Origin of the sequence: Chryseobacterium sp. W4I1 (assembly GCF_030816115.1) — a bacterium.
Classification (GTDB): Bacteria; Bacteroidota; Bacteroidia; order Flavobacteriales; family Weeksellaceae; genus Chryseobacterium.
Window position 1 is genome coordinate 315,872 of record NZ_JAUSXQ010000001.1, and the last position, 24,269, is coordinate 340,140.

Below are 24,269 nucleotides of genomic sequence, written 5' to 3' on the forward strand. Positions count from 1 at the left end.
TATCTTAAATTTTCATAAAATTAAAGTCTATTGATTTTGTAGACTAATGAATTTGCTTTACATTTGCCACTCAAAAAAACATGAACTATAAATTGATGTAAGGGTATGAAAAATAAAAAGACTATTTTATCAGCTTCTGTTCTTTTCTTCCTCGGAACCTACGCTTTTGGGCAGGAAAAAGAAAAAGACAGCGTGAAAACCAATAATGTAGAAGAAGTCGTGGTGCTGGGCTCAAGAGCTGGTGCCAGATCAAAAACAGACAGCCCGGTTCCGGTGGATGTCTTTAATATCAAAGAAACGTCGGTAGTTCTCCCTCAATCAACTATAGGACAGATCCTAAATGCAATAGCCCCATCTTTTACTTCCACCATTCAGACAAATTCAGACGGAACAGACCATTTGGATCCTGCTCAGCTGAGAGGGTTAGGTCCGGATCAGGTGCTGGTTTTGGTTAACGGAAAGAGAAGACATACTTCAGCATTGGTTAATGTGAACGGAACTCCCGGAAGAGGAACGGTAGGAACGGATTTAAACTCGATTCCTTCATTTGCATTAAACAGAATTGAAGTATTACGTGACGGTGCTTCGGCCCAATACGGATCTGATGCAATTGCCGGAGTGATCAACCTTGAACTGAAAAAAGACATCGGAAAACTTACCGGACAGATAAGTTACGGTGGAAATCTGACTCCCACAGCCAATGACCATACCGGGAATTTTGATGGCCAGAATATTCAGGTAGACCTTAATTACGGAAATAAAATCGGGAATAAAGGAGGTTTCTACAACATTACCTGGTCTTCACAGTTCAGAAATCCTACGTCAAGAGCCGGAGCCGAAAGTGGATCCATTTATAATGCTTATAATGCCATTGAAAAAAGAGCTCAAAATGATGGTGTCAATTTATCTTCCCTTTTTTCGAATATTAATAGTATACCGAATTCCCAGCAGCTTATTAATTATATTCATCAGTACGCTCAGGGCGTAAGCTATTTTTCTCCGGAACTTCAGAATCAAATCCAGGGAGCAAATACCATCAGTGCTTTGCAGGGATTTTTAAAAGGAGATGTTACCGATCAGGAACTGGCTTACAGAGGACTGAGCAGAAAAGATTTCAATATGCAGGTGGGACAGTCAAAACTGAATAATCATCAGCTTTTTGCTAATATTGAAGTTCCCATTAATGATGACTGGAAAGTATATTCTTTCGGAGGATATAGCTTCAGACACGGAACTTCCGGAGGATTTTACAGAAAACCTAACCAGAGCAGAACTTTTACAGGATTGTATCCAGATGGATATCTTCCACAGATCGGAACTGATATCCAGGATTTGTCGCTTTCCGCGGGAATTAAAGGCAACTGGAATGGATGGAATATTGATTTTAGCAATACATTCGGACAGAACTCATTCAATTATAATATTCAGGACACAGGAAATACATCTTTACGTTTTGCATCTCCAAATGAGTTTGATGCAGGAGGTTTAAGATTCTCTCAAAACACGATCAATTTAGATTTCTCTAAAAAATATGATGTATGGAGCGGAATTAATGTGGCTTTCGGAGCGGAACACCGGTATGAGAATTTTAAAATAACGCAGGGTGATGAAGCTTCATACACGACTTATGACGCGGCAGGAAATGTGTGGAATAATAGCAGTCCGAGAGCTACGGATTTCTTTGGGAATACACTTCCCGGAGGATCACAGGTTTTCGGAGGTTTCAAGCCTGCTAATGCTATCGATAAAAACAGACAGGCAGTGGCAGCTTATGCAGATGTTGAATTTAATTTTACCAACTGGCTATTAGTAGATGCAGCGGCGAGATATGAAAATTATTCAGATTTCGGATCTACCTTTAATTATAAGCTGGCTTCAAGAATCAAAGTAGCTCCTAATTTTAATGTGAGATTAGCGGGTTCTACAGGATTCAGAGCACCTTCTATCCATCAGATCTATTATAATGTAACATCTACTCTGTTTGTTACCTCTCCTCAATTTCCAACAGGCGAGCTTTTGGATGTGGGAACCTTTAGTAATGATTCAAAGATTGCGGAGCTGCTAGAAATCCCTAAACTAAAACAAGAGACCTCCAAATCTGCCAGCGTTGGATTTACGTACAGAATTCCTTCTGCAAGTCTGACTTTTACAGCAGACGGATATTTTACCAGGATCAACAACCGAATTATTTTGACCGACCAGTTCTTAAGATCAGATGTTCCAGCTGACGCAAAGGCCGCTTTTGATGCCGAAAGAGTTAACGCAGCACAATTTTTCACCAATGCTATTGATACGGAAACAAAAGGACTTGATTTGGTGATTTCACATAACGTAAGATTTTCAGGATTCAAACTGGATAATAGTTTAGCCGCAAATATCAGTGAGACCAGAAAAGTGGGTGCTACTCACTCTTCAGGGTTATTGCAGTCTCCAAATCTTGAGAAAATTTATTTTTCTGAAAAGTCAAGAGTGTATCTGGAAGAAGCGGTTCCTAGGGTAAAAGCAAGCCTGTCTCATACGCTTTCATGGAAAAATGCAAGTTTCTATCTGAGAAACACGTACTTTGGAAAAGTTACAGGTGCTGATGTGATTGATGTTAACGGTGACGGAATCATCGGATTCAATGAGCATCAGCAGATCGGAGACAAAATTATTACCGATCTTTCTCTGGCGTACCAGTTTACAAAAAATATAGGATTAACCATTGGGGTGAATAATCTGTTCGATATCTATCCGGATAAGAACCTTCCGGCATCTACCAATAATGACCAGTTTATTTATTCCCGTTCTACATCACAGTTTGGACAGAACGGGAGATATGTATTCTCAAGACTTAATTTTAATTTTTAAGTGATATAAAAAGCGGATTCAAATTTTTGAATCCGCTTTTTATTTTTAATCTATTCCCATGTTTTCAACTCATAAGCGCCTTCCCAGAAATGAAATTCCATTCTCGTTGACATTATAAATGCTTCGGTCATTTTTTTTCGGGTCTCTTCCGTACTGTTCTCAGCCAACCGGTCGCAGATCGCAATAGCCTGATCTACGGCAACAGAAAATTCATCCCCGCCATACGTATCAATCCACTTTTGATAAGGATTATTGATCGCATTTTGATTGTTGTAAATATAATCTCCCACTTCTCTGTAAATCCAGAAGCAGGGAAGCACTGCCGCCACGGCAACTTCTACAGATTCTAAAGCTGCGGTACTTCTCAGGAAGTGAATATAATGATGACAGGCCGGTTCTAATATTCCTTTATCTGTAACGCCAAAATCTACAAAATAAGATTCATGCAAAGCATTTTCCACGACAATGGCATTTTCTGCAAAGCGCATAAAGGTAAGCACATCCTGAAGATCCTGAATTTTGGCAGCGATCAGTGAAAGCGTTCTTCCAAAGTGTTCAAGATATAAAGAATCCTGAGCCATATAAAACCGGAATTTTTCCTGTGGCAAAGTGCCGCCTGATAGTTCTTTAATAAATGGCATTTCCAAAATAGATTTGTAGCGTTCTTCTATAGCTTGCCAGGTGTATTCAGACCATTTCATTTTTGATTAGTTTTTGAGGGTTAAAAAAGTGATTAAGCGGACCGTTTCCATGTCCTGTTTGTACATCTTTTCCGTTGTCTATGGCCTGATAAACATAGTGCTGTCCCAAAGAAACTGAGTCATATAAAGACTTGCCCTGAGCCAGATAAGCTGCAATAGCAGAAGAAAGTGTACAACCGGAACCGTGGGTATTGTTGGTCTTAAATTTTTTAGATTCAAAAGCATGGTATTTCTCATGCTCATCGTAGAATAGAGAAGTAATGGTTGAGGTTTCCTGATGCCCGCCTTTCAGGAGAATACTTCTACAGCCCAGTTTTTTTATTTCTTTTCCGGCAGCATAAAGATCTTCCAGGGTTTCAACTTTCATCTGTGCTAAAATAGCGGCTTCATCCATATTTGGAGTAATTACATCTGCGATCGGGAAAAGCTTTTCTGTGATAGCTGCTATCGTGTCCTCCTCAATCAGTCGGTGGCCACTTGTTGCTACCATTACGGGGTCGAATACAATTGGGATTTTTTTGTATTTAGCCAGTGTTGAAACAATGGTTTCTACCAGCTTAGGCGTATGCACCATTCCAATTTTTATAGCATCGGGAAAAATATCATCCAGAATAGCTTCAATCTGATCCGCTACCGCTTCTACCGGAATGGGATATATTTTCCTTACACCCTGAGTATTCTGTACAGGTAAAGCAGTCAAAACCGATGTTGAGAAACATCCCAGAGCAGAAGCTGTTTTAATATCAGCCTGGATGCCTGCGCCACCACTTCCGTCAAATCCTGCAATCGTTAAAACCGATGGATAGGTATATTTTTTCATTTTAAAATTTCATTTTTTAATTGATAGGCTGCTTTTTGAGGGTCAGAAGCATGACAAATAGCAGAAACCACAGCAAGACAGTCTGCCCCAGCATTCATCACTTCCTTTGCGTTTCCCAAATAAATATTGCCGATGGCTACTAAAGGTTTTTCCGTAAGCTGCCTGATCGTCTTAATTCCTTCAAGTCCCCATTCTGTTATCGTATCCGTTTTCGTATCCGTTCTAAACACAGGGCTGATTCCCAGATAATCTGAAACGGCGGTTTCTTCATTGTTTAGCTGAGAAAGATATTCAATAGAATAGCCGATCATTTTTTTGGTAAGAAGAGGGCGTTGTCTTAAATAAACGGGCGGATCATCACTGTTACCCACATGAATGCCTGCTGCATTTACCTTTTCTGCAACTTCTATATTATCATTAATGATCAGTGGAATAGAATATTTATCCGTAATTTCAATAAGTTGTAAAGCTTTTGTCAGAAACGAATCTGTACTGCTGTTTTTTTCTCTCAGCTGGATCACATCAACTCCGCCAAGAATTGCCTGTTCGGCAACCTGTAGGAAATTTCTTCCCATACAATCTGCCTCAGAAATCACCAGATAAAGCTGATAGGGAAAAGAATTTAAGCTCATTTTCGCTCTATCTTTAAACGGTTGACAAATTCCTGCTCAGTAATAGTGTATAGTTTATCAATCAGATGAATCTGGAGACTTCCGGGACCTTTACTTTCCTCAGCAGCCAGTTCTCCAGCGATCCCAATTAATGCCATGGCAGCCGCTACAGCTAATACTTTATCTTCTGCAACTCCTATGAATGCACCGATTAAAGCGGTGGCAGAACATCCAAGACCCGTTACTTTAGTCATAAGAGGATCTCCGTTTTTAATGAAAACTTCCTGTTGGGTATCCAGAATAATATCAGTTTCACCGGAAATGCAGACAATGGTACCGTTTTGACTGACAAGACTTTGTGCAGCATCAACTGCTTCGTTGCTCTGTGCTGTACTGTCTACTCCCTTGGTGACGATTGTATGGGCTTTAGCCAATGCAATGATTTCAGAAGCATTCCCTCTGATGACGGTGGGTTTGTATTGCAGTAATTGATTTAAAACTTCATCCCGAAAAGAAGTAGCTCCAGCACCAACAGGATCTAGAACCCAGGGCTTCCCGGTTGAATGGGCTGTTTCAGCTGCCAGGATCATAGATTCCGACCAATATTCATCCAGGGTTCCGATATTGATGACCACCGAATGAGCGATACCGATCATTTCCTGAATTTCAGATTTTGCGTGCGCCATGATAGGAGAGGCTCCTACAGCCAAAAGGGCATTAGCGGTATTGTTCATCACCACATAATTGGTGATATTATGAACCAGAGGAGACTGTTGTCTGACAAGCTGTACCTGTTCCCAAAGAATTTTTTCCATTGTTATTATTTAAATAAAAATAGCTTCAGGAAAAATCCAAAACAAAAAGTACACTGTCAGCAATGTAATTTTGCTTTTCCCTACGTCGGTGTTAGCCGTATCAGGTTCAAAGGGACTCTCTCAATTCTTTTCAGAATACCCCTAAAGCAAAACAAATGTATAAAAATTATCAGAGCAGGCAAAACGCAAATAATGGAATTTGAGACAGAAGTTACCTTTCTACCAGCTCTTTTACAGGTTCTCCATAATAATCTGTCACCGTGGTCCTGATCTTCAGCAGCTGATACCATTTGATAAAAGCTCCTATAAATACGATTAGCATCAGAACCATTGCCGTTACTGCTAAAGCTGCCAGCAGGTACTGTTCTTTTGGAAGATAGATTGCGGTTACCTGGATGTAACCCGCCCAGAAAGTAATTCCAGCCATAAAAACTCCCGGAATGGCTGAACATAAGGCATATTTCCCCCTGTTCATCCGGATCAGCATCGTGGTACAGACAATGAGGCCGCAGGCTGCCAATAGCTGGTTGCTGATTCCAAAGAGTGGCCAGATACTGCTTACATTTCCTGTAAACACCAGATATCCCCAGGCGAAAGTAAATAAGAGACTGCTGATGATAATTCCCGGAATCCAGTTTTTATCATTGAATTTAGGAATAACAGATCCCAACATTTCCTGTAAAAAGAAACGGCCGACTCTCGTTCCAGCATCAATGGCGGTAAGGATAAATACGGCTTCAAACATGATGGCAAAATTATACCAGTAAGCAGTCAGCTGATCCATGTACGGGATTTTATTGAAAATATGTGCCATTCCAACGGCTAATGATACCGCTCCACCTGTTCTGCCGTGAAGCTCAATGCCTATTTTTTGTGAATAATAATCAATATCCACCCCATGAAGGGCAGGATGAGCAGCAAGGAAAGCATCATAGGATTCCTTCGGTGTGTTGATAGCAAAATAATCACCGGGCATTAATGTGCATGCTGCGATCAGAGCCATTAAAGCTACAAAACCTTCTACCAGCATGGCTCCGTACCCTACAAAAAGAATTTCTTTTTCCTTGTTAAGCATTTTAGGCGTTGTTCCCGTTGCAATCACCGCATGGAAACCGGAAATAGCTCCACAGGCGATCACAATGAAAATGAAAGGAAGGACAGGACCACCGATTACAGGGCCACCACCATTTACAAATTCTGTAAGTGCAGGCATCTGTATTGTAGGATGAATCACAATTACACCCACAGCCAGCATAATAATAGTTCCTATTTTTAAGTAAGTGGAAAGGTAATCTCTGGGTACCAAAAGTAGCCAAACCGGAAGCACAGAAGCCAGAAAACCATACAGCGGAATAGCAATCGAAATGGTTTTTATATCCCATGAAAAAAGATTGTTCATCGTCTCATTCTGCATCAGGCTGTGTCCCCCAATAATTCCTGCTATTAAGAGGATACCGCCTAAAATACTGGCAAAAAGCACACTGTTTTTTCGGTATCTCATAATCAGTCCCATAATCACGGCAATAGGCATGGTAATCAATACGGTAAAAAGAGACCATGAAGCTTCATGCATTGCATTGATACAGGCTAATGATAAACCTGCAAGTGTAAGAATCAGAATGAATAAAATGGCAAATCCGGCAACGGTTCCTGTTGCTTTGCCTATCTCTTTGGAAGCAATTGTAGCGAGACTTTGTCCTTTATGCCTAACGGAAGCGAATAAAACCACCATATCATGAACGCCGCCTCCAAGTACACATCCGATTAATATCCACAATGCACCGGGAAGATATCCGAACTGGGCTGCCAGAACTGGTCCTACCAGAGGTCCTGCAGCAGCAATTGCAGCAAAATGATGCCCAAAAAGCACATTTTTATTGGTCGCTACATAATCTTTCCCGTCTGCAAATTCTACTGCGGGCGTTGTATTTTTATCATTCAGCCGAAGTACTTTATTGGCAAGGAAAATACCATAAAAACGATAGGCGATCGCAAATATAAGCACTGATACAAAGATCAGGGTTAAAGCATTGGTGTTATTCAGAAAATCCATATCATCTGTTTTTAGAATGAATAATTAAAAATTTTGAATCTTTTGTTAGGAATAATTTAAACAAAAGCCAAGTTAATTAATTCTAATATAAAAATTGATGATATGTATACTAATCTAGCAAATTAATGTTTGTACAGATTATTTATAAATTTATGTGTTTGATTATTAATTATTTGATTAAATAAAACTTCTGGAAGTATAGTTCGTATTATTTCTTTTGTGAAACAGCGAAATCCACCATCTGGTTGGTCAGTTGATCCAGGTACATTTTATCCGTTGTCCCAAAACCGTGAGTACCGTTTTCCACAATGATCAGGCTGTTTTGAATGTTTTTTCTCTTCAGTTTTCTGTGCAGTTTTTTAGACTGTTGCATCGGAACAACTTTGTCTTTATTTCCCTGCATAATCAAAGTAGGAACACCGCCTGAAACGTAGGTCAGAGGAGAAATTGTTTTAAAGTAGTCAATTGTTTTTCTTTTTTCCGTTTTAATATCGTACCCGGACAATCCTCTCACAAGATTGGTCCGGAGATCCACAATTTTTTGCGCTGCCAGTCCAAAAAAGAATACCGGTACTTTTCCCAGTCGTGTATGCAGAAGCTTATTCATATCCGAAGGTCCATAATGGTCTATTACATAATTTACCTTTGCGGAATAGGAAGATAGTTCAGGGCTTCCGGGAAATTCATTATCCGGAGTGTAGGCCGCAAGCATTGAAAGATGCGCTCCTGATGAAGCTCCAAAAAATCCAATGTTTTCAGGATCAAAATGATATTCTGCTGCATTTTTTTCTTACCCATCGTACCACGTCTTTTGTGTCTTCCAAGGGAAGCGGAAAGTGAATGCTATCATTCAGAAGAGTATAATCAATGCTGATCACTGCAAATTTTTTATCCAGCAGCTTAGAGATGAATGTTTCTATATAACTTCCATCCCTCACCATTTTGTCGCCTTTTACCCATGCGCCGCCGTGTACATAAATCAGCACAGGTATTTTGCTTTCTGAACTGCTTTTCGGGGTATAAAGATCCAGTGAAAGAGGATTCCCTTTTCTATTGGTTTTATAGACGATATTTTCTGAAACAGTAGCTTTATCAGAGAGCAGGATGCTTTTCTTCGCGGCTGGTTCGATGAGGTTTTGCGAATAACTTACATTAAATAAAGTTAAAAATAAAACAAAAAACAGGTTTATAGAAAACCTGTAGATTGATATGTTATTCGTTGATGATTTCATAGGCTATTTTTTAAGGTAGTGTATTATTTTACTAACTCCTCAAAAAGTTTACCAAACGTCTTTTCCAGGTCTTTTGATTTTCCCGGATGCGGTCTTGAGGTTTGAACTACGGAGCTTCTTACAGCCGTCAGCCAACGGAAACGTTCAGGAATATCCATCAGGGCGATAGGACCTCCTTCTTTATCGCCGTTCGCAATTTTCTGAAAACTTTCCAGATTCCTGATAATGTCTTCGTAATCAATTTTGCTGTGCATCAGCTTAAATTTATCCGGACACAGATAAAATTCTACACGGATAAATTTTTCTTTTTTCGAAAACATGACAAGTCCGATGTTGAAAAACTCTTCTCTTTCAACCTTAGGCACCAGGCGGATCACGGCATATTCGTATATTTTATCCTCTTGCATTTTTCGCTTCGTTTACAAAGATTTGAGAATTTTCTAACCTCGTTTTCATGAACTGGAAATAGATTTCACGGATCTCTTCCGGTGTTTCGTCCGCATCCTTCCATTGGAGCCAGTCTTCAGGAATTAAATTGACGATCTCTCTGAATAATGTGTCATTCAGTACTTCATGGGCGAATTGATCGGCTTCATCCAGCTTATTTGCTTTCGGAAGCAGAACGTGATCTTTCACATATTTGAAAGGCGTTTTGGCCGCCGCATCAAAATTCTGCCACGAATGGTGGAAATAAAATGATGCTCCGTTGTCGATCACCCAAAGTTCTTTATGCCACATCAGAAGATTCGTATTCCTGAACGTGCGGTCTATATTGGTAATGAATGCATCCAGCCAGACGATCTTTGAGGCCAGAAGCGGATCAACTGTTACTCCCGGATCATAGGTAATAGAGCCTGAAAGATAATGAAGCCCAAGATTCAGTCCTTCCGAAAATTTCAGCAATTCCTGGATTTCTTCATCGGCTTCTGTTCTTCCAAAGTCAACATCAAGATTGATGAACACTAGCTCAGGAATCTGAAGTCCCAGTGCCTCCGTAATCTTACCTCCCAAAAGTTCGGAGATCAGCATTTTTACTCCGTGACCTGCGCCTCGAAATTTCAGTACATATTTAAAATCATCATCAGCTTCTGCCAAAGCAGGAAGAGATCCACCTTCCCTCAGGGGCAGGATGTAACGCATGACGGTTACCGTTCTTAAATCCAGCATACTGCAAAATTAGGTTATTTTTGATCATTTTTTAATAGAATTCTTTTCCAAGGTTTTATGTTCCAAAATAAACTTTCTTACATTTTAAGAAAAGTAAAAATGAGATTTAAAGCAATCAGCTAACGAATTTTTCATATATTTAGGTGAATGTGAATGATTTCAAACAGTAAATAAAACGTTTTATCTTATGGAATTGATAAAAGAAATGAATATAAAGCTCCAGAACCCAGATACACGAGATTTTCTGGCTGATGCATTGTATCCCAAAGCTGGTGAAAAACTGCCCTTAGTGATTTTTGTCCACGGCTATAAAGGCTATAAAGACTGGGGCGCCTGGAATCTGATGGCGGAAAAGTTCGCCGAAGCTGATTTTTTCTTTGTGAAATATAATGCTTCCCATAACGGTACCACAGTGGAAGATCCTCATAATTTTGCTGATCTGGAGGCTTTCGGAAACAATAATTATTCAAAAGAACTTTCTGATCTTGGTATTGTCATTGATCATTTTGTAAAAAATCCTAAAGTGGACGATCAAAAAATTATCCTGATCGGGCACAGCAGAGGAGGAGGGATTTCCATCATCAAAACATGCGAAGATGAAAGGATTAACGGACTGATCATGCTGGCAAGTGTGGATAGCCTGGAACGTTTCCCGAAAGATGAAGCCCTTGAAAGCTGGAAAAAAGAAGGTGTATATTATGTGCTGAACGGGCGGACAAAACAAGAAATGCCGCATTACTATCAGTTTTATGAAGATTTTGAAAATAATGTGCACCGTTTTGATGTGGAAAGAGCTGCAGAAATGGCTAAGGCATATGTGCTGATCATTCACGGAACAAATGATGAAAGTGTAAGTGTGAAAAATGCGGAACATCTTCATATCCTGAATCCCAATTCAGAATTGTTCTTAGTTGAGGGTGCAGATCATACTTTTGGGGCAAAAGAACCCTGGACGGAAAATAGACTTCCTGAAAACCTTAATACCATAACAGAAAAATGTATTGATTTTGTTAATGAAAATATAAAATAACATTAATATATGGCATAAAATTTGAATATCAGGTTTTCACATATTAATGATATATACATTATGAAAAAATTGATCTTAAGCGCATGCACGCTTTCGTTATTGACAGTATTTTCTTGTAAAAAGGAAACAAAAATTGATACCTCTTCTAGCACAGATTCTTTAGCAACAACACTGCCTAAAGATTCTGTAAAAATAAAAACAGACTCAGCCTCTACTTCTTCCATATCATCTTCTACCCGTAACATCATCACTAAAAATGTAGGAAAGTATCCTCATGATATCAAACTGTTTGAAAATAAAAATTTTGCAGATAGAGTTAAGAAAATTACAGGAGCACAATATGATGAAATATTTAAAAATTTCAATGTGGAATCTCAAATTGTATCTGAAAACGAAATCTATAAAGTAACAGGGTGTAAGCAGCACGACTGTCCCGGATATTCAACATCCATTTTCTATGATGCCAAGAATGATAATCTAAATGTATCTGTTGACAAAAATGGAAAAATAACAGATTTTGCAGAGAAAGATAAGATTACGGTTACTGATGTTCTCAAGTCTATGTAAGCAGTTCACATCTGCAGAAAAGAAATAAAAAACCAGCCTGTAATCAGGCTGGTTTTGTTTTGTGGAATTGATTATATTGTTAAAAGCTTCCAGGCTTCTTCGATCTTACTTTCCAACAGTAATTTCTGAGCTTCCAGATGGAAGTTTTCATCTGCATGAAAATCTCCTGCCGGGAGTATTTCTACGTTGGCAAGCATTCCAAGATCATTCCCTGTAAATATCTTACTGTATTTAATGGAGTCGGGAAGAAGATCAAACCCGATTCCTTTTGTGACCAGTGGTTTCGGAACTTCAAAAAGGCTGTTCTCGTTGCTTCTGGAATAGAAGTTGCCTCCCAGACGTGCTACCATGTCCAGTTTTTGCTGATCCAAATTGCCGGCTTCATTAAGGTATTCTTCCCTGATATGGATTTTCTGCACCTCACAGATCACCAGATTTCCTGCGCCACCCTGATCACCAAGAGATTTTACTTCTAATACTTTACACTCAAAGTTCACTGGGCATTCTTCAATCAGTTTAGGCTGTATAAGATCTGCATCTTTCATTGTCAGGCCGGATTTGATAAATTCATTCACTCCGGTTTCGTATTCTGTTGAGGCTAAAGAGATCTGCTGTACAATAGGGAAATTTACGGTTCCTATTACCACTTCAGGCACTTCCAGAATATTTTCCAGTGTATGTTTGGTGGTATTGTCCCGTACTCTCCTCGATGGTGAAAAAATCAGAATTGGCGGAACCGTACTGAACATATTAAAGAAACTGAATGGTGATAAATTGATGGTACCGTTTTTATCTACCGTAGATGCCAAAGCAATCGGGCGCGGTGACACGGCGGTCTGCATGATGGTCTGAAGCTGTACGGGGGATAATTCGGAGGGGATAACTGTTTTCATTGTTTTGTTTAACACTTAATTTTCGTTTTAAAACCTCATAGGTTTAAAAGCCTATGAGGTTTATGATGTATTGGTTTATCAAGTTTTATTTTTCATTTAGCTTAATAAACTTAAGTGCTTAATTTAAAGATTTAATTATTAAACCGTTGGAATAATTTTACCGGAAACTTCACCAAAACCTACTCTTACGCCATCTTTTTCAGCCCAGGCTTTCATGGTAACCGTGTCGTTATCTTCAATGAATTTTCTTTCCTGACCGTCTTTCAATTGTAAAGGGTTTTGTCCTCGCCATGTCAGTTCCAGCATAGATCCGAAAGATTTTGGATCGCTTCCTGAAATGGTTCCGCTGGCATATAGATCACCTACTTCTACGTTACATCCGTTTACGGTGTGGTGTGCCAGTTGCTGAGTCATGTTCCAGTACATGAATTTATAGTTACTTTCTGAAATTAGATTTTCTTCGCCGTTTTCAGGCTGTAGATAGACTTCAAGATTGATATCGTAATTTTTATCACCTTCAAACTGTAAGTATTCCAGAACTTCAGGATCCTGTTTTGGAGAAGCGGTTCTGAACGGTTCAAGAGCTTCCATAGTTACCACCCATGGAGAAATGGATGAACCAAAGTTTTTCCCTAAGAATGGTCCCAGTGGAACATATTCCCAGGCTTGGATATCTCTCGCAGACCAGTCATTGAATATCACCATTCCGAAGATAGCATCTTCAGCGTCTTTGGTGGAAATGCTTTCACCCATTTCTGAGTTCCTGTTAAGAATAAAAGCCATCTCCAGCTCAAAATCCAGCTGCTTACTAGGTCCGAAAAGTGGCTTTTCTGCATCTGCAGGTTTTGTCTGACCTTTCGGGCGGTTGATGTCTGTGCCTGAAATTACAATTGAAGATGCTCTCCCGTGGTAACCTACCGGAAGATGTTTCCAGTTGGGAAGCAATGCGTTTTCCGGATCACGGAACATTTTTCCCACGTTTGTAGCATGCTCGATGCTGCTGTAAAAATCTGTATAATTGGGGATGTGTACAGGCATGATCATTCTTACCTGGTCCAGGTCATAGAATGCATCTGCAATGGTTTTTTCATCTTTTGATAAAATAGAACCTTCCTGCAGCATTTCCTGGATCCTGGTACGAACCACATTGGTCACCGGTTTTCCCAGTTCAATAAATTCGTTGATGGTATAAGCTTCAAAAACATTGTCGATTAATCCTTCAATATCTTCAAAATATCCAAGATCGTATAGGGTCGCAAGATCCACTACCTGATCTCCGATTCTTGTACAGCATCCGATATATTCTTTGTTAAAAACGGCTACTCCGAAAGGAATATTATGTATAGAAAAGTCTGAATCCGAAGAATATTCTACAAATGATTTCATAATTTTTTGGAATTAAATTAAGGTGTAAGATAGGGTAATTATATCAAAATTTACTATCCCTTTCTGCTTTCAGAGCGGAACTTATTTCTTTTTGGAATAAGAGGCTTCGTCTATCCATCTGTCTCTGGTATTGACATCAATAAGATACAGAATATCATCCTGCTTGGTAAGCAGTAACGTTTTGGTCACAGGCATCGGAACTTTTTTATTTTCAAGTTTATCTGCCCTCAGGGAAACAATATTTTTTCTTCTGACGATATCGCCGGTAAAAACGTTGGAACTGCTTTCTCCTGTTGCCTTATCATCAAAAACTTCCACATAGGTGGCTTCATTTCCTTTGATGACAATAAAGTCCCTTTCTGTATGATCTTCTGCATCTTTGATGAAAACAAATTTCTTGTTGTCAATATTTTCATTTTCAAGATGCTGGTTGACGCCTTTTCTTTCTTCCAGGCGGTTAAGGATCTCATTAAGGGTTCCATACTGAGCGTGAAGCCCTAGTGTCCCGAAAAATAAAATCCCGATCAAAATTTTTCTCATAATATGTGTTTTAAAAAAAAGTTTTGTCAAGACTTTTGATCCTGACAAAACTTGTACTGTGTTATAAATTAAAGATTTCCTCTTCTGTCTTGCTCTTTTTCCAATGCTTCGAACAAAGCTTTGAAATTTCCGGCACCAAAACTCTGTGCACCGTGTCTTTCAATGATTTCGAAGAATAGGGTAGGACGGTCTTCTACAGGCTTCGTAAAGATCTGAAGTAAGTATCCTTCTTCATCATGATCAATAAGGATGCCTAAGTCTTGTAATTTTTTAAGATCTTCATCAATATGGCCAACTCTTTCAGGAACCATATCATAATAAGCTTCCGGTGGAGCGGAAAGGAATTCTACGCCACGCTTCTTCAACTCGGTTACAGTGTGGATGATATCCTTGGTAGCCACAGCAATATGCTGTACACCTTCACCTTCATAGAAGTCAAGGTATTCTTCTACCTGAGATTTCTTTTTACCTTCTGCAGGTTCATTGATCGGGAATTTTGCAAACCCGTTTCCGTTAGACATTACTTTAGACATCAGGGCAGAATATTCTGTATTGATCTGCTTGTCGTCAAACGACAGGATATTTACAAATCCCATTACTTTTTCGTACCATTCTACAGTAGGGATCATTCTGTTCCAGTCTACATTTCCTACACAGTGGTCTACGTATAATAAACCTGCGTCTTCAGGATTGTAGGCACTTTCCCATTTCTCATATCCAGGCATGAAAGCTCCTTTATAATTTTTTCTTTCAATAAACATGTGAATGGTTTCCCCGTATGTATAGATTCCGGACATTCTCACCTCACCTTGCTCATCGGTTAAAGTGACAGGCTCCAGGTATGGTTTTCCTCCTCTTTTAGTAGTTTCTTCAAAAGCTTCGTAGGCATCATCTACCCAAAGTGCCAAAATTTTCACCCCATCACCATGTTTTTTCACATGTTCGCTGATAGGAGAGTCAGATTTAAGGCCTGTTGTTAATACCAGTCTTATTTTCCCCTGCTGAAGAACATAAGAAGCACGGTCTCTTACTCCTGTTTCAGGACCCGCATATGCTACAGACTGAAAACCGAAAGCGGTTTTGTAATAATGGGCAGCCTGTTTAGCATTTCCTACATAAAACTCAATGTAATCTGTACCGTTAATCGGTAAAAAATTCTCAGCTTGAGCAATTTTTTCGGCAAATGTAAGTGTTGACATATTTCTTTTTACTTTTTATTTTAATGGAATGCAAATTACAAAAATCTTATAAATAGCGAAAACATTAAAGCGTATTCCTTATTTATAGTTAACATAAAGTTAAAGAAGAGTTTATTTAAGTATATTTAAGTTTCATTATAATAAAAATGCGATCATTATATTTGTCTTACAAAACCAAATGTAAAAAGAATATTTTCGAAACAGGAAAGCCGTAGATTCATCTACGGCTTTCTTATGTTGTTATGCTTTTCTATTCAGTCTTCCTGCATCGGGGTTATAGTTGTCCCAGATCTTCCAGACGTTGTCTATTTTACGGATAAAATAAATTTGTGTATTGAGCTGGTTTACGAAATGCTCCTCACCGGTTTCCCCTACTTTAAAGAGGAGATTCCAGAATTCCTGGGTTTCCAGTATTTTTTTCTCAGGTTCGTCCGTAACAAGGTGAATATCAAAAACTTCATAATTTGAACGATTGTTCTTGGTCACCAGCTGAAAATCTCTTTCACATAATTCTCTGCTGAACTGTGAAGTTCTTTCCAGAAAAGGCGAACCATCAAATACCAGTTCCTTGAAAATTTCTGTTTTGTGCTCGGGAAAAAGTTTATAAAATTCAAAAGTGGTAGCACAATAATTATACACGATTCTTGTAAGAAACTCAAGATCGTCATCTATTTCTTTAGCCTGGCTTTTTACCCTTACAGAATGTATATAGTGATTTAAGTCTTTATATCCCAGGAAAATACATATTTTATCCAGTGTTTTCAGGAATCTAAGATCATTATGAGTCTTGTCCTGATAGTCATTTTCAAAAAAACGCTGCAAGGTCACATGGGATATGGTATTTCCTATTTCGAATTTTTTTCCTCCTTTTAGTTCTTCTGCTTCCGATAATTCATCTTTTATAATTTCAGATAGTATAATATAATGGCTTCTCTTCCATTCATTCACATTCCCCAAAACAGAATTCTTTACTTTCGAATGCTTTTCAATTTCTTCTCGTATTGAATTGTATATAGTCTTCAACTTCCTTGGTTTTGAATGAGTTTATCAAAAACGCTGCCAAATGTTAAAGCTTTTTTAAGGCTACTATTGTTTTGTTAATGATATTATGCTTTCGTTTATAAGAATATTCTATATAAACTTTAAAGCAATATTTTTAATGTTTAAATCTTTCGTAGGCTGCTTTTTCCAGCATTTCCCTGTCATCAGGATGTGCAATGCTAATCAGCTCCTGAGCTCTCTGGCGTAGATTTTTACCATATAAATAAGCGGTACCATATTCTGTTACTACATAATGGATGTGACCTCTTGTAGTAACTACGCCGGCTCCCTGTTTAAGAAAAGGTACAATCCTTGAAATTCCTTTCTTGGTTCTTGATGTGATGGCAATGATTGGTTTCCCATCTTCACTTAGTGCCGCTCCTCTCATAAAATCCATCTGACCACCAATTCCGCTGTATTGTAAAGTTCCTATAGAATCAGCACAGACCTGTCCCGTGAGGTCAATTTCAATGGCAGAGTTGATCGCGACCATTTTTTTGTTCCTCATGATATTAATCGGGAAATTGACATCGCTTACATCTTTAAAATCGAAAACCGTATTGTCATCTACGTAATCATAGAGTTTTCTGGTTCCGAAACAGAAGCTTGTGATGGTTTTATTATCGTGGTAACCTTTATATTTATTGTTGATGACATCATTTTGAATCAGGTCAATTACTCCGTCACTTAACATTTCGGTGTGTACGCCGAGATCTTTGTGATTCGTCAAGCATTTCAAAACGGCATCAGGAATAGTTCCGATACCCATTTGAAGGGTAGATCTGTCATCAATCAGTTCAGCTACATTTTTGCCGACAAGCATTTCTACTTCACCTACTTTTGCTCCGTAATCTACCGTTGGAAGTTCCTCTTCATGCCATACCAGCTTATGAATCCTGCTGATGTGGATCATTCCGTCTCCGTGAGTTCTCGGCATTAATGGATTTACGATAGCTACAATAATTTTGGCGGTATCAACAGCTGCTCTTGCGACATCTACTGATGTTCCCAACGTGCAAAATCCATGTTTATCTGGTGGAGAAACGGTTACTAAAGCCACATCCAGCGGCAGTATGTTTTTTCTGAACAAAATTGGGATCTCACTTAAGAAAACAGGAACAAAATCGCCCCGCTCAGAGTTTACCGCATCCCGTACAGGAGTTGATACGAATAAGGAATTAACAAAAAAGCTTTTTTTGTATTCAGGCTTCGCAATTTCTACATTTCCTTGTTGGGTAATGGAAACCATTTCTACATTTTCCAAACGGTGGGACTGTCTTGCCAGCTCGTCAATAAGATAATTCGGAGTACATGCACTTCCGTGAAAAAATACTCGGTTTCCGCTTTTTACGGTATATATCGCTTCTTCTGCACTAATATAATTGTACATAATGAAAATTTTTTATGATTGATTTTTTATTCCTGGGAACGGTCTTCCATGGTTTTGTCTGATTCTTCCAGCCAGGAAGTTTTGTAAGAAGGATCTTCTACCTTTAAAGCTTCCTCGGTAATTTTCAACGGACGGAATGGGTCTACCATGACCGCATATTCCTCAGTGAATTTTTTACCGATACTTCTTTCCATAGCACCAGGATGCGGCCCGTGTACAATTCCTCCCGGATGCAGGGTGAAGTCCATCAGATCGATGTGGTTACGGCTCATAAAGTCGCCTTCCGTATAGAACAGAACCTCATCAGAATCAATGTTTGAATGGTTGTACGGTGCCGGAATAGCCATTGGATGGTAATCATACATTCTTGCGCAGAATGAGCAGACTACAAAATTGTGACCTTCAAAATTCTGGTGTACCGGTGGCGGTTGGTGAATTCTACCAGTGATTGGCTCAAAGTTTTTGATATTGAATTTATAAGGATAAAAATATCCGTCCCATCCTACGACATCAAACGGGTGGGTTGCGTAGATGAAATCCGTGATCTGGTTTTCTTTTTTTACTTTAATTAGAAATTCCCCTTTTTCGTCTTTAGGTTCTTTAAAAACCGGCGCTATCATATCTCTTTCGCAGAACGGAGAATGTTCAAGAAGCTGTCCGAACTCATTTCTGTAGCGTTTCGGTGTATAAATAGGAGAGTGGCTTTCAAGCACAAAAAATACGGTGTCCTCTGATTTCAGTTCAACCTGATAAATGGTTCCTCTTGGAATAATAAGATAATCGCCTGTTACAAATTCAAGGTCTCCTACAAAGGTTTTCAGAACTCCGGTTCCGTTGTGAACGTATAAAAGTTCGTCACATTCAGCATTTTTATAGAAATACTCCATAGATTTTCTGGGTTTTGACAATCCCATTTTCAGATCGTTATTCATCAGAAGGATCTTTCTGCTGTCCATGAAATCATCTTCCGGTGTTACATTCATTCCCTTAAACATTCTCGGAGCAATATTCTTTTCTACCGCGATCTTTGGTGTTACATCTTTAGGTTCCCCGATAGATTTGATCTGTGTAGGGCGATGAGTATGATAAAGTAGCGATGAAATTCCGTGAAAACCTTCCGTTCCGAAAAGCTGTTCATAGTAAAATTTATCTTCCGGTGATTTGAAAATCGTATGTCTTTTTTGTGGGATGTTTCCCGCCTGATGATATCTCATAGTACTTTTATATCTAGTTTCTCAAATTTAATCATTTTTCGTGAATCCATTCTAACAACATTTATCATAGTGTTTTGTAATTGAAAAATAATTGTTAGATTTGTCTAACAATTTTAATTTCATGAAACGAATACTATTTTCTTTTACTCTTTTATCTTCTTTTTGTTTTTCCCAGGAAACAGATAGTTTGAACTTACAGCAATCTATAGAAAGCGATACTGTAACCATTCCTAAATCAAAAATCAAAACGAGTACTATTGAAGATGTAGTCATTACCGGGACTATTAAACCTTTCAGCAGGTCGAAAAGCCCTGTAGCTGTAGAAGTTTACAGCCAGAAATTTTTTCAGAAAAACCCTACACCCAGTATTTTTGAAGCTATTGCAATGGTGAACGGGGTAAAGCCTCAGCTGAACTGTTCGGTGTGTAACACTGGTGATATCCATATCAATGGTTTAGAAGGACCTTATACTATGATTCTGATCGATGGAATGCCTATTGTGAGCTCACTTTCCACAGTATATGGTTTAAGTGGAATTCCCAACAGTCTGGTGGACAGAATTGAAGTGGTCAAAGGCCCGGCTTCTTCTATCTACGGTTCTGAAGCGATGGGTGGAGTGATTAACATTATCACTAAAAATGCATTGACCGCTCCCAAACTGAGCATCGATATGATGACAAGTACCTGGAGCGAAAATAACCTTGATGTTTCGACGAAATTTAACGTTGGTAAAAATGCGGCTTCTTTATTAAGCTTAAATTATTTCAGTTTTAAGGAAAAGATAGACCAGAATAAAGATAATTTCACTGATGCCGCTTTGCAGAGCAGGGTTTCTGTTTTTAACAAATGGAATTTTCAGAGAAAGGAAAACCGTCAGGCAAGTTTTGCGATGAGATATTTATACGAAGACCGTTTTGGCGGAGAAATGCAGTGGAACAGATCACACCGGGGAAGTGGCGATGTGTACGGTGAAAGTATCTATACCAACAGGGCGGAAGTTTTTGGACTGTACCAATGGCCCTTAAAAGAATATATTGTCACTCAGTTTTCTTATAATTATCATGATCAGAATTCTTTTTATGGCAGTAACCCGTATAATGCACTTCAAAAAGTGGCTTTTGTTCAAACGTATTGGAGTAAAAAACTGGGAAAACATGATCTGACGAGTGGTATTACTTTTAAAAGGACATTTTATGATGATAATACACCGGGCACTCTATCCGGTGACGGCATCACCAATGCACCGATGAAATCGCCGATCTGGGGAGCTTTTGTTCAGGATCAGTGGGAAATTAACGATAAGCATACTTTGTTGTTAGGGTATCGTTTTGATTATGACAAGATTCATCATGAAGTGCATTCGCCGAGGTTGGCATGGAAATTTTCACCGAATCCTTATCATACATTAAGGTTTAATTTCGGAACAGGATTCAGAGTGGTGAATCTGTTTACGGAAGATCATGCGGCATTGACCGGTTCGCGGGAAGTATTAATCAAATCTGATCTGAAACCGGAAAGATCGGTCAATGGAAATCTAAATTATATCTGGAAAATCCCGATGGGAAACCGTTTGTTACAGTTGGATGCATCTGCATTTTATACTTATTTCAGTAATAAGATTGTAGGAGATTTTGATACGGATCCGGATAAAATTATTTATGATAACCTTCATGGATATGGAATTTCAAGAGGTGCTTCTATGAATGTGGATTTTAGTTTCAGTTTTCCTTTGAGCGTCAATTTAGGACTGACTTATCTTGATGTTTATCAAAAATTTAACGGAGATAACAAAAAATCACAGCAACTGCATGCTCCGAAATGGAGTGGAACTTATAATCTTTCATATAAATTTGCAAATGATCTGACTGTAGATTTCACTGGACAATTCTACGGACCGATGAGGCTCCCCGTACTGCCTAATGATTACCGCCCGGAATATTCGCCGTTCTATTCTTTAGCCAATATTCAGGTTTCAAAAAGTTTCAAATCCGGTTTTGAGGTGTATTGCGGAATTAAAAACCTGTTCAATTTTACCCCAAAAGATCCTTTGATGAGGCCGTTTGATCCGTTTGATAAATATGCAGATGATCCGATAAGCAACCCGAACCATTATACTTTTGATACTGCTTATGGCTATGCGCCGATGCAGAGAATCAGAGGCTTTCTGGGGGTAAAATATACTTTGAAATGAAAACTTTTATTTTATTTTTAATGTTAGTGCCCTGTTTTTATCTGTCTCAGATGAAGACAGGCACTTTTTCTGATCTTGAAACATCAATGAAAAAAGAACCAAAGCCTGTTGTAATTCATTTATATACAGATTGGTGTTCGGTTTGTAAAATGGAAAAATATGCCTTGAATAAAGACCAGGAAATTGTTGATCTGATCAATGATCATTTTTATATGGTGAATTTTGAAACTGAAAAAACAAAAGAAAAAATCAGGTTCCTAGGCAGGGAATTCGGTTATCTTCCCAATGGAAGTGCTGGAATTCATGAATTGGCTCTGGCTTTGTCTAAAAATAAGAATCAGCCTGTTTATCCTTTATGGATTGTTCTGGATAAGAACCAAAAATTGGTATATTATCATGAAGGGGTATTGACCCCTGAAACCATGAAGCAGAAACTTTTGGAAATTTCTGCTTTGTAATGGCTTACGGTCATTGCGAGGACCGAAGGGACGAAGCAATCTCATAAAAAGTATCTCCCGCAGATTGCACAGATGACACAGATTTTTCATTATGTGAAAGACTTAAACTGCCGTAAAATTTTTAAATTTTTAAATTCTTCAATTTTTAAATCTAAATTTCCGCGTCAATCAAAACAGCCAGCTGAATACAAGGCTCATCCGATCTGTTGCTCCATGCATGATTGGTTCCTCTCTGAACGACAATATCTCCGGGTTTGAGGAGGGTTTCTCCTTCTTCCATAATCAGATAAAGAGTTCCTGAAAGAATAATAATATAGTCTAGGGTCTGGGTCTGATGCATCATGGGATGAGGCTCTCCGGCTTTAAATTCTACTCCCAGGTCTTTATCCGGTGGAATGACTACGTAACGGAAATAGGTTCCATTTTTGGGAGTTTGTGGAAATCCTGTGTTGGGAATTCGGGTTTCAGGATCTAATCCTGCCGGCATTTTCTGGGTATTCCAGATATCTGAAATAATAAGGCCCGGAAGATGTTCAACGAAATTTTCCGTTTGCTGATCCTCAATAATGACAGATTTTCCGTTTTTAATTCCTGTGACTATACGCCTGGGTATTTTGTTCATATATTAATGTTTCATGATCAGTTTATGACCTTGGGTCTGATTGTTTTTAAGAAGGGAATGGGCTTTTAAAACCGTATCCAGCGAAAGATCTCCTACTGTTTTGTAATTGGGCGGACTGATAATTCCATTTTCAATTAGTTTCGAAATTTCCTCTAAGTTTCCTTTGTAGTATTCATATTCTTTATTTATACTGTAGGAATAATTGGAAATATTCATGATCACAGTTCCTTTGTTGAAAAGGGTTTCGTGAGCATTCTTGGAGATCAGTGCGGTTACATCCACGTAAGTACCATTGATTTTCAAAACATCGGCAGTGATTTCAGACATATAATTTCCCACCAAGTCAATTCCGAAATCGAAAAGCTGGCTGTTATTTGCTTCTAAAAGATTAGCGGCAAGGTTTTCGTCTTTATAATTAATGATCTGATGATTCTTAAGACCCAGTCCAAGGAGGATCTGTCTGTTTTCTTCACTTCCGACAGTGGCTGTAATTTTTTCGAACCGATTGGCGATTAAAAACTTGATAACAAAAGAACCGACTCCGCCTGTTGCTCCGGTTACCAGAACAGTATCATTATCATTTAGTTTTAAACGGTTGACAGTCTGCAGTCCTGTGAGCCCTGCTGAAGGAATAGCCGCCGCCTGTTCGAAAGAAATACTTTTAGGTTTAAACGCAACAATAGCTTCAGGAACGGCAATGTATTCAGCGTAAGAACCGTTACTTCCCATCGATCCGCTTCCGCAGAATACTTCGTCTCCAATGTTAAACTGATGGGCGTCCGTACCTTTTTCAACAACAATTCCAGAGAGTTCACGGCCTAAAATGGGTGATTTGAGTAGTTTCCGTTCCAGTTCGTTCTCAATCATCTGATAATCGATAGGATTAAAACCGCTGGCTTTGATCTGGATGAGAACTTCATGACTTTTCGGCTTAGGTTTTTCTATCTCAGCTTCTTTAAGCTGGAAATTTTCATTTAATATAATGGCTTTCATATGAGTAATTTGATTCACAAATGTAAAAAGAGAATAGTTTATATTTGCTACTAGTTAACTATTGGTAACTAGTTACCTTAATGAAACTATTATGGCAAAAATCTTAGAAAACGGAATAGAAAGAGAGGCCAGCTGCACGGAAGAATTATTTGCAATGCGCGACAGTCTGGATGTTTTGGGTGGAAAATGGAAGCTGATGATCATCCGGTATCTGACCAATAGAACGGATCAACATATCCATTTCAAAAAACTGCAACGGGGTATTACGGGGATCTCTGCTAAAATGCTCAGCAAAGAACTGAAAGAACTGGAAATGAATCTTCTTATCACAAGAACGATTCAGGATACTAAACCTATTACAGTAACTTATGCGGTTACAGAATACGGGAAATCAGTTTTTCCGGTAACGGAAACTCTGGTGAATTGGGGGATTATTCATCGGGAGAAGATCAAAGAATCGATGGAGTAGGTTATTTAAAAGATTTAAATATTGAAG

At 38.7% G+C, this 24,269-nt stretch carries 24 protein-coding genes and 1 riboswitch; of the genes, 6 read left to right on the forward strand and 18 right to left on the reverse strand.

Annotated features, from left to right (window positions below):
• Positions 1-105 precede the first annotated feature (105 nt).
• Positions 106-2,850 carry a TonB-dependent siderophore receptor gene (locus tag QF044_RS01510; protein ID WP_307262813.1) on the forward strand — a complete coding sequence of 915 codons (2,745 nt, stop codon included), beginning with the start codon at positions 106-108 and terminating at the stop codon, positions 2,848-2,850.
• A gap of 50 nt (positions 2,851-2,900) precedes the next feature.
• Here QF044_RS01510 and tenA read toward each other — a convergent pair whose 3' ends face one another.
• From tenA to QF044_RS01555, 9 genes are all read right to left on the reverse strand, one after another.
• Positions 2,901-3,551, reverse strand: a complete 651-nt coding sequence (tenA, locus tag QF044_RS01515) for a thiaminase II (RefSeq protein ID WP_307262816.1) — start codon at positions 3,549-3,551, stop codon at positions 2,901-2,903.
• A complete protein-coding gene (thiD, locus tag QF044_RS01520) occupies positions 3,538-4,371 on the reverse strand; it encodes a bifunctional hydroxymethylpyrimidine kinase/phosphomethylpyrimidine kinase (RefSeq protein ID WP_307262817.1) in 834 nt (277 codons plus the stop codon). Before thiD ends, tenA begins: the two co-directional genes overlap by 14 nt.
• Complete coding sequence (thiE, locus tag QF044_RS01525) at positions 4,368-5,003, reverse strand: thiamine phosphate synthase (protein WP_307262822.1); 636 nt, start codon at positions 5,001-5,003, stop codon at positions 4,368-4,370. Before thiE ends, thiD begins: the two co-directional genes overlap by 4 nt.
• The gene (gene thiM / locus QF044_RS01530) at positions 5,000-5,797 is read right to left on the reverse strand and encodes a hydroxyethylthiazole kinase (protein WP_307262824.1); all 798 of its coding nucleotides are present in this window, start codon (positions 5,795-5,797) and stop codon (positions 5,000-5,002) included. Before thiM ends, thiE begins: the two co-directional genes overlap by 4 nt.
• 60 nt (positions 5,798-5,857) lie before the next feature.
• Positions 5,858-5,950: riboswitch (TPP riboswitch) on the reverse strand.
• A 58-nt stretch (positions 5,951-6,008) separates the two neighbouring features.
• Positions 6,009-7,850 (reverse strand): carbon starvation protein A, encoded by a 1,842-nt coding sequence (locus QF044_RS01535; protein ID WP_307262828.1) that lies wholly within the window; start codon positions 7,848-7,850, stop codon positions 6,009-6,011.
• A gap of 208 nt (positions 7,851-8,058) precedes the next feature.
• On the reverse strand, positions 8,059-8,601 hold the full coding sequence (locus QF044_RS01540) for a prolyl oligopeptidase family serine peptidase (RefSeq protein ID WP_307271900.1): 543 nt from the start codon (positions 8,599-8,601) through the stop codon (positions 8,059-8,061).
• A 10-nt stretch (positions 8,602-8,611) separates the two neighbouring features.
• A complete protein-coding gene (locus QF044_RS01545) occupies positions 8,612-9,082 on the reverse strand; it encodes an alpha/beta hydrolase (protein WP_307262830.1) in 471 nt (156 codons plus the stop codon).
• Positions 9,083-9,105: 23 nt separating this feature from the next.
• A complete protein-coding gene (locus QF044_RS01550) occupies positions 9,106-9,489 on the reverse strand; it encodes a DUF3037 domain-containing protein (RefSeq protein WP_307262833.1) in 384 nt (127 codons plus the stop codon).
• The gene (locus QF044_RS01555) at positions 9,476-10,249 is read right to left on the reverse strand and encodes a HipA family kinase (protein ID WP_307262835.1); all 774 of its coding nucleotides are present in this window, start codon (positions 10,247-10,249) and stop codon (positions 9,476-9,478) included. Before QF044_RS01555 ends, QF044_RS01550 begins: the two co-directional genes overlap by 14 nt.
• A 187-nt stretch (positions 10,250-10,436) precedes the next feature.
• Between QF044_RS01555 and QF044_RS01560 the strand changes: the two genes are divergently transcribed.
• Both QF044_RS01560 and QF044_RS01565 read left to right on the forward strand, forming a co-directional pair.
• Positions 10,437-11,279: a S9 family peptidase gene (locus tag QF044_RS01560; RefSeq protein ID WP_307262837.1), complete on the forward strand. Its 843-nt coding sequence runs from the start codon at positions 10,437-10,439 to the stop codon at positions 11,277-11,279.
• 60 nt (positions 11,280-11,339) lie between these two features.
• Positions 11,340-11,846 carry a hypothetical protein gene (locus tag QF044_RS01565; RefSeq protein WP_307262839.1) on the forward strand — a complete coding sequence of 169 codons (507 nt, stop codon included), beginning with the start codon at positions 11,340-11,342 and terminating at the stop codon, positions 11,844-11,846.
• Between the two features lie 71 nt (positions 11,847-11,917).
• Here the strand turns inward: QF044_RS01565 and QF044_RS01570 are convergent, their stop codons facing one another.
• The 7 genes from QF044_RS01570 to QF044_RS01600 all read right to left on the reverse strand — a co-directional run bounded on the left by QF044_RS01570 (position 11,918) and on the right by QF044_RS01600 (position 19,509).
• Entirely contained in the window at positions 11,918-12,739 is an 822-nt protein-coding gene (locus QF044_RS01570) for a flavin reductase family protein (RefSeq protein WP_307262841.1), read from the reverse strand.
• 138 nt (positions 12,740-12,877) lie between these two features.
• A complete protein-coding gene (gene fahA / locus QF044_RS01575; RefSeq protein WP_307262843.1) occupies positions 12,878-14,125 on the reverse strand; it encodes a fumarylacetoacetase in 1,248 nt (415 codons plus the stop codon).
• A gap of 81 nt (positions 14,126-14,206) precedes the next feature.
• Positions 14,207-14,665: a hypothetical protein gene (locus tag QF044_RS01580; protein ID WP_307262846.1), complete on the reverse strand. Its 459-nt coding sequence runs from the start codon at positions 14,663-14,665 to the stop codon at positions 14,207-14,209.
• A gap of 68 nt (positions 14,666-14,733) precedes the next feature.
• A complete protein-coding gene (hppD, locus tag QF044_RS01585; RefSeq protein ID WP_307262848.1) occupies positions 14,734-15,864 on the reverse strand; it encodes a 4-hydroxyphenylpyruvate dioxygenase in 1,131 nt (376 codons plus the stop codon).
• A gap of 240 nt (positions 15,865-16,104) precedes the next feature.
• Positions 16,105-16,887, reverse strand: a complete 783-nt coding sequence (locus tag QF044_RS01590; RefSeq protein ID WP_307262850.1) for a hypothetical protein — start codon at positions 16,885-16,887, stop codon at positions 16,105-16,107.
• Between the two features lie 133 nt (positions 16,888-17,020).
• Positions 17,021-18,295, reverse strand: a complete 1,275-nt coding sequence (locus tag QF044_RS01595) for an acetyl-CoA hydrolase/transferase family protein (protein WP_307262853.1) — start codon at positions 18,293-18,295, stop codon at positions 17,021-17,023.
• A gap of 26 nt (positions 18,296-18,321) precedes the next feature.
• Positions 18,322-19,509: a homogentisate 1,2-dioxygenase gene (locus QF044_RS01600; protein WP_307262856.1), complete on the reverse strand. Its 1,188-nt coding sequence runs from the start codon at positions 19,507-19,509 to the stop codon at positions 18,322-18,324.
• Between the two features lie 121 nt (positions 19,510-19,630).
• On the opposite strand from QF044_RS01600, the gene QF044_RS01605 reads away from it, so the two are divergent.
• Positions 19,631-21,700, forward strand: coding sequence for a TonB-dependent siderophore receptor (locus tag QF044_RS01605; protein WP_307262859.1), 2,070 nt, complete (start codon positions 19,631-19,633; stop codon positions 21,698-21,700).
• Positions 21,697-22,158 carry a thioredoxin fold domain-containing protein gene (locus QF044_RS01610; RefSeq protein WP_307262862.1) on the forward strand — a complete coding sequence of 154 codons (462 nt, stop codon included), beginning with the start codon at positions 21,697-21,699 and terminating at the stop codon, positions 22,156-22,158. The genes QF044_RS01605 and QF044_RS01610 overlap by 4 nt, the downstream gene beginning before the upstream one ends.
• Positions 22,159-22,309: 151 nt before the next feature.
• Here QF044_RS01610 and QF044_RS01615 read toward each other — a convergent pair whose 3' ends face one another.
• A complete protein-coding gene (locus tag QF044_RS01615; protein WP_307262864.1) occupies positions 22,310-22,780 on the reverse strand; it encodes a cupin domain-containing protein in 471 nt (156 codons plus the stop codon).
• 3 nt (positions 22,781-22,783) lie between these two features.
• Positions 22,784-23,773, reverse strand: coding sequence for an NADP-dependent oxidoreductase (locus tag QF044_RS01620; protein WP_307262866.1), 990 nt, complete (start codon positions 23,771-23,773; stop codon positions 22,784-22,786).
• A gap of 91 nt (positions 23,774-23,864) precedes the next feature.
• On the opposite strand from QF044_RS01620, the gene QF044_RS01625 reads away from it, so the two are divergent.
• Positions 23,865-24,242 (forward strand): helix-turn-helix domain-containing protein, encoded by a 378-nt coding sequence (locus tag QF044_RS01625; RefSeq protein ID WP_307262870.1) that lies wholly within the window; start codon positions 23,865-23,867, stop codon positions 24,240-24,242.
• The last annotated feature ends 27 nt before the right edge of the window (positions 24,243-24,269 follow it).

Coding starts and splice junctions, on each gene's coding strand:
- hppD (WP_307262848.1), bottom strand. CDS start 15,864: ATGTCAACACTTACATTTGCCGAAAAAATTGCTCAAGCTGAGAATTTT.
- thiM (WP_307262824.1), bottom strand. CDS start 5,797: ATGGAAAAAATTCTTTGGGAACAGGTACAGCTTGTCAGACAACAGTCT.
- QF044_RS01535 (WP_307262828.1), bottom strand. CDS start 7,850: ATGGATTTTCTGAATAACACCAATGCTTTAACCCTGATCTTTGTATCA.
- QF044_RS01610 (WP_307262862.1), top strand. CDS start 21,697: ATGAAAACTTTTATTTTATTTTTAATGTTAGTGCCCTGTTTTTATCTG.
- tenA (WP_307262816.1), bottom strand. CDS start 3,551: ATGAAATGGTCTGAATACACCTGGCAAGCTATAGAAGAACGCTACAAA.
- QF044_RS01555 (WP_307262835.1), bottom strand. CDS start 10,249: ATGCTGGATTTAAGAACGGTAACCGTCATGCGTTACATCCTGCCCCTG.
- QF044_RS01580 (WP_307262846.1), bottom strand. CDS start 14,665: ATGAGAAAAATTTTGATCGGGATTTTATTTTTCGGGACACTAGGGCTT.
- QF044_RS01550 (WP_307262833.1), bottom strand. CDS start 9,489: ATGCAAGAGGATAAAATATACGAATATGCCGTGATCCGCCTGGTGCCT.
- QF044_RS01620 (WP_307262866.1), bottom strand. CDS start 23,773: ATGAAAGCCATTATATTAAATGAAAATTTCCAGCTTAAAGAAGCTGAG.
- QF044_RS01625 (WP_307262870.1), top strand. CDS start 23,865: ATGGCAAAAATCTTAGAAAACGGAATAGAAAGAGAGGCCAGCTGCACG.
- QF044_RS01600 (WP_307262856.1), bottom strand. CDS start 19,509: ATGAGATATCATCAGGCGGGAAACATCCCACAAAAAAGACATACGATT.
- thiD (WP_307262817.1), bottom strand. CDS start 4,371: ATGAAAAAATATACCTATCCATCGGTTTTAACGATTGCAGGATTTGAC.
- QF044_RS01510 (WP_307262813.1), top strand. CDS start 106: ATGAAAAATAAAAAGACTATTTTATCAGCTTCTGTTCTTTTCTTCCTC.
- QF044_RS01570 (WP_307262841.1), bottom strand. CDS start 12,739: ATGAAAACAGTTATCCCCTCCGAATTATCCCCCGTACAGCTTCAGACC.
- QF044_RS01615 (WP_307262864.1), bottom strand. CDS start 22,780: ATGAACAAAATACCCAGGCGTATAGTCACAGGAATTAAAAACGGAAAA.
- thiE (WP_307262822.1), bottom strand. CDS start 5,003: ATGAGCTTAAATTCTTTTCCCTATCAGCTTTATCTGGTGATTTCTGAG.
- QF044_RS01565 (WP_307262839.1), top strand. CDS start 11,340: ATGAAAAAATTGATCTTAAGCGCATGCACGCTTTCGTTATTGACAGTA.
- QF044_RS01560 (WP_307262837.1), top strand. CDS start 10,437: ATGGAATTGATAAAAGAAATGAATATAAAGCTCCAGAACCCAGATACA.
- QF044_RS01605 (WP_307262859.1), top strand. CDS start 19,631: ATGAAACGAATACTATTTTCTTTTACTCTTTTATCTTCTTTTTGTTTT.
- QF044_RS01545 (WP_307262830.1), bottom strand. CDS start 9,082: ATGAAATCATCAACGAATAACATATCAATCTACAGGTTTTCTATAAAC.
- fahA (WP_307262843.1), bottom strand. CDS start 14,125: ATGAAATCATTTGTAGAATATTCTTCGGATTCAGACTTTTCTATACAT.
- QF044_RS01595 (WP_307262853.1), bottom strand. CDS start 18,295: ATGTACAATTATATTAGTGCAGAAGAAGCGATATATACCGTAAAAAGC.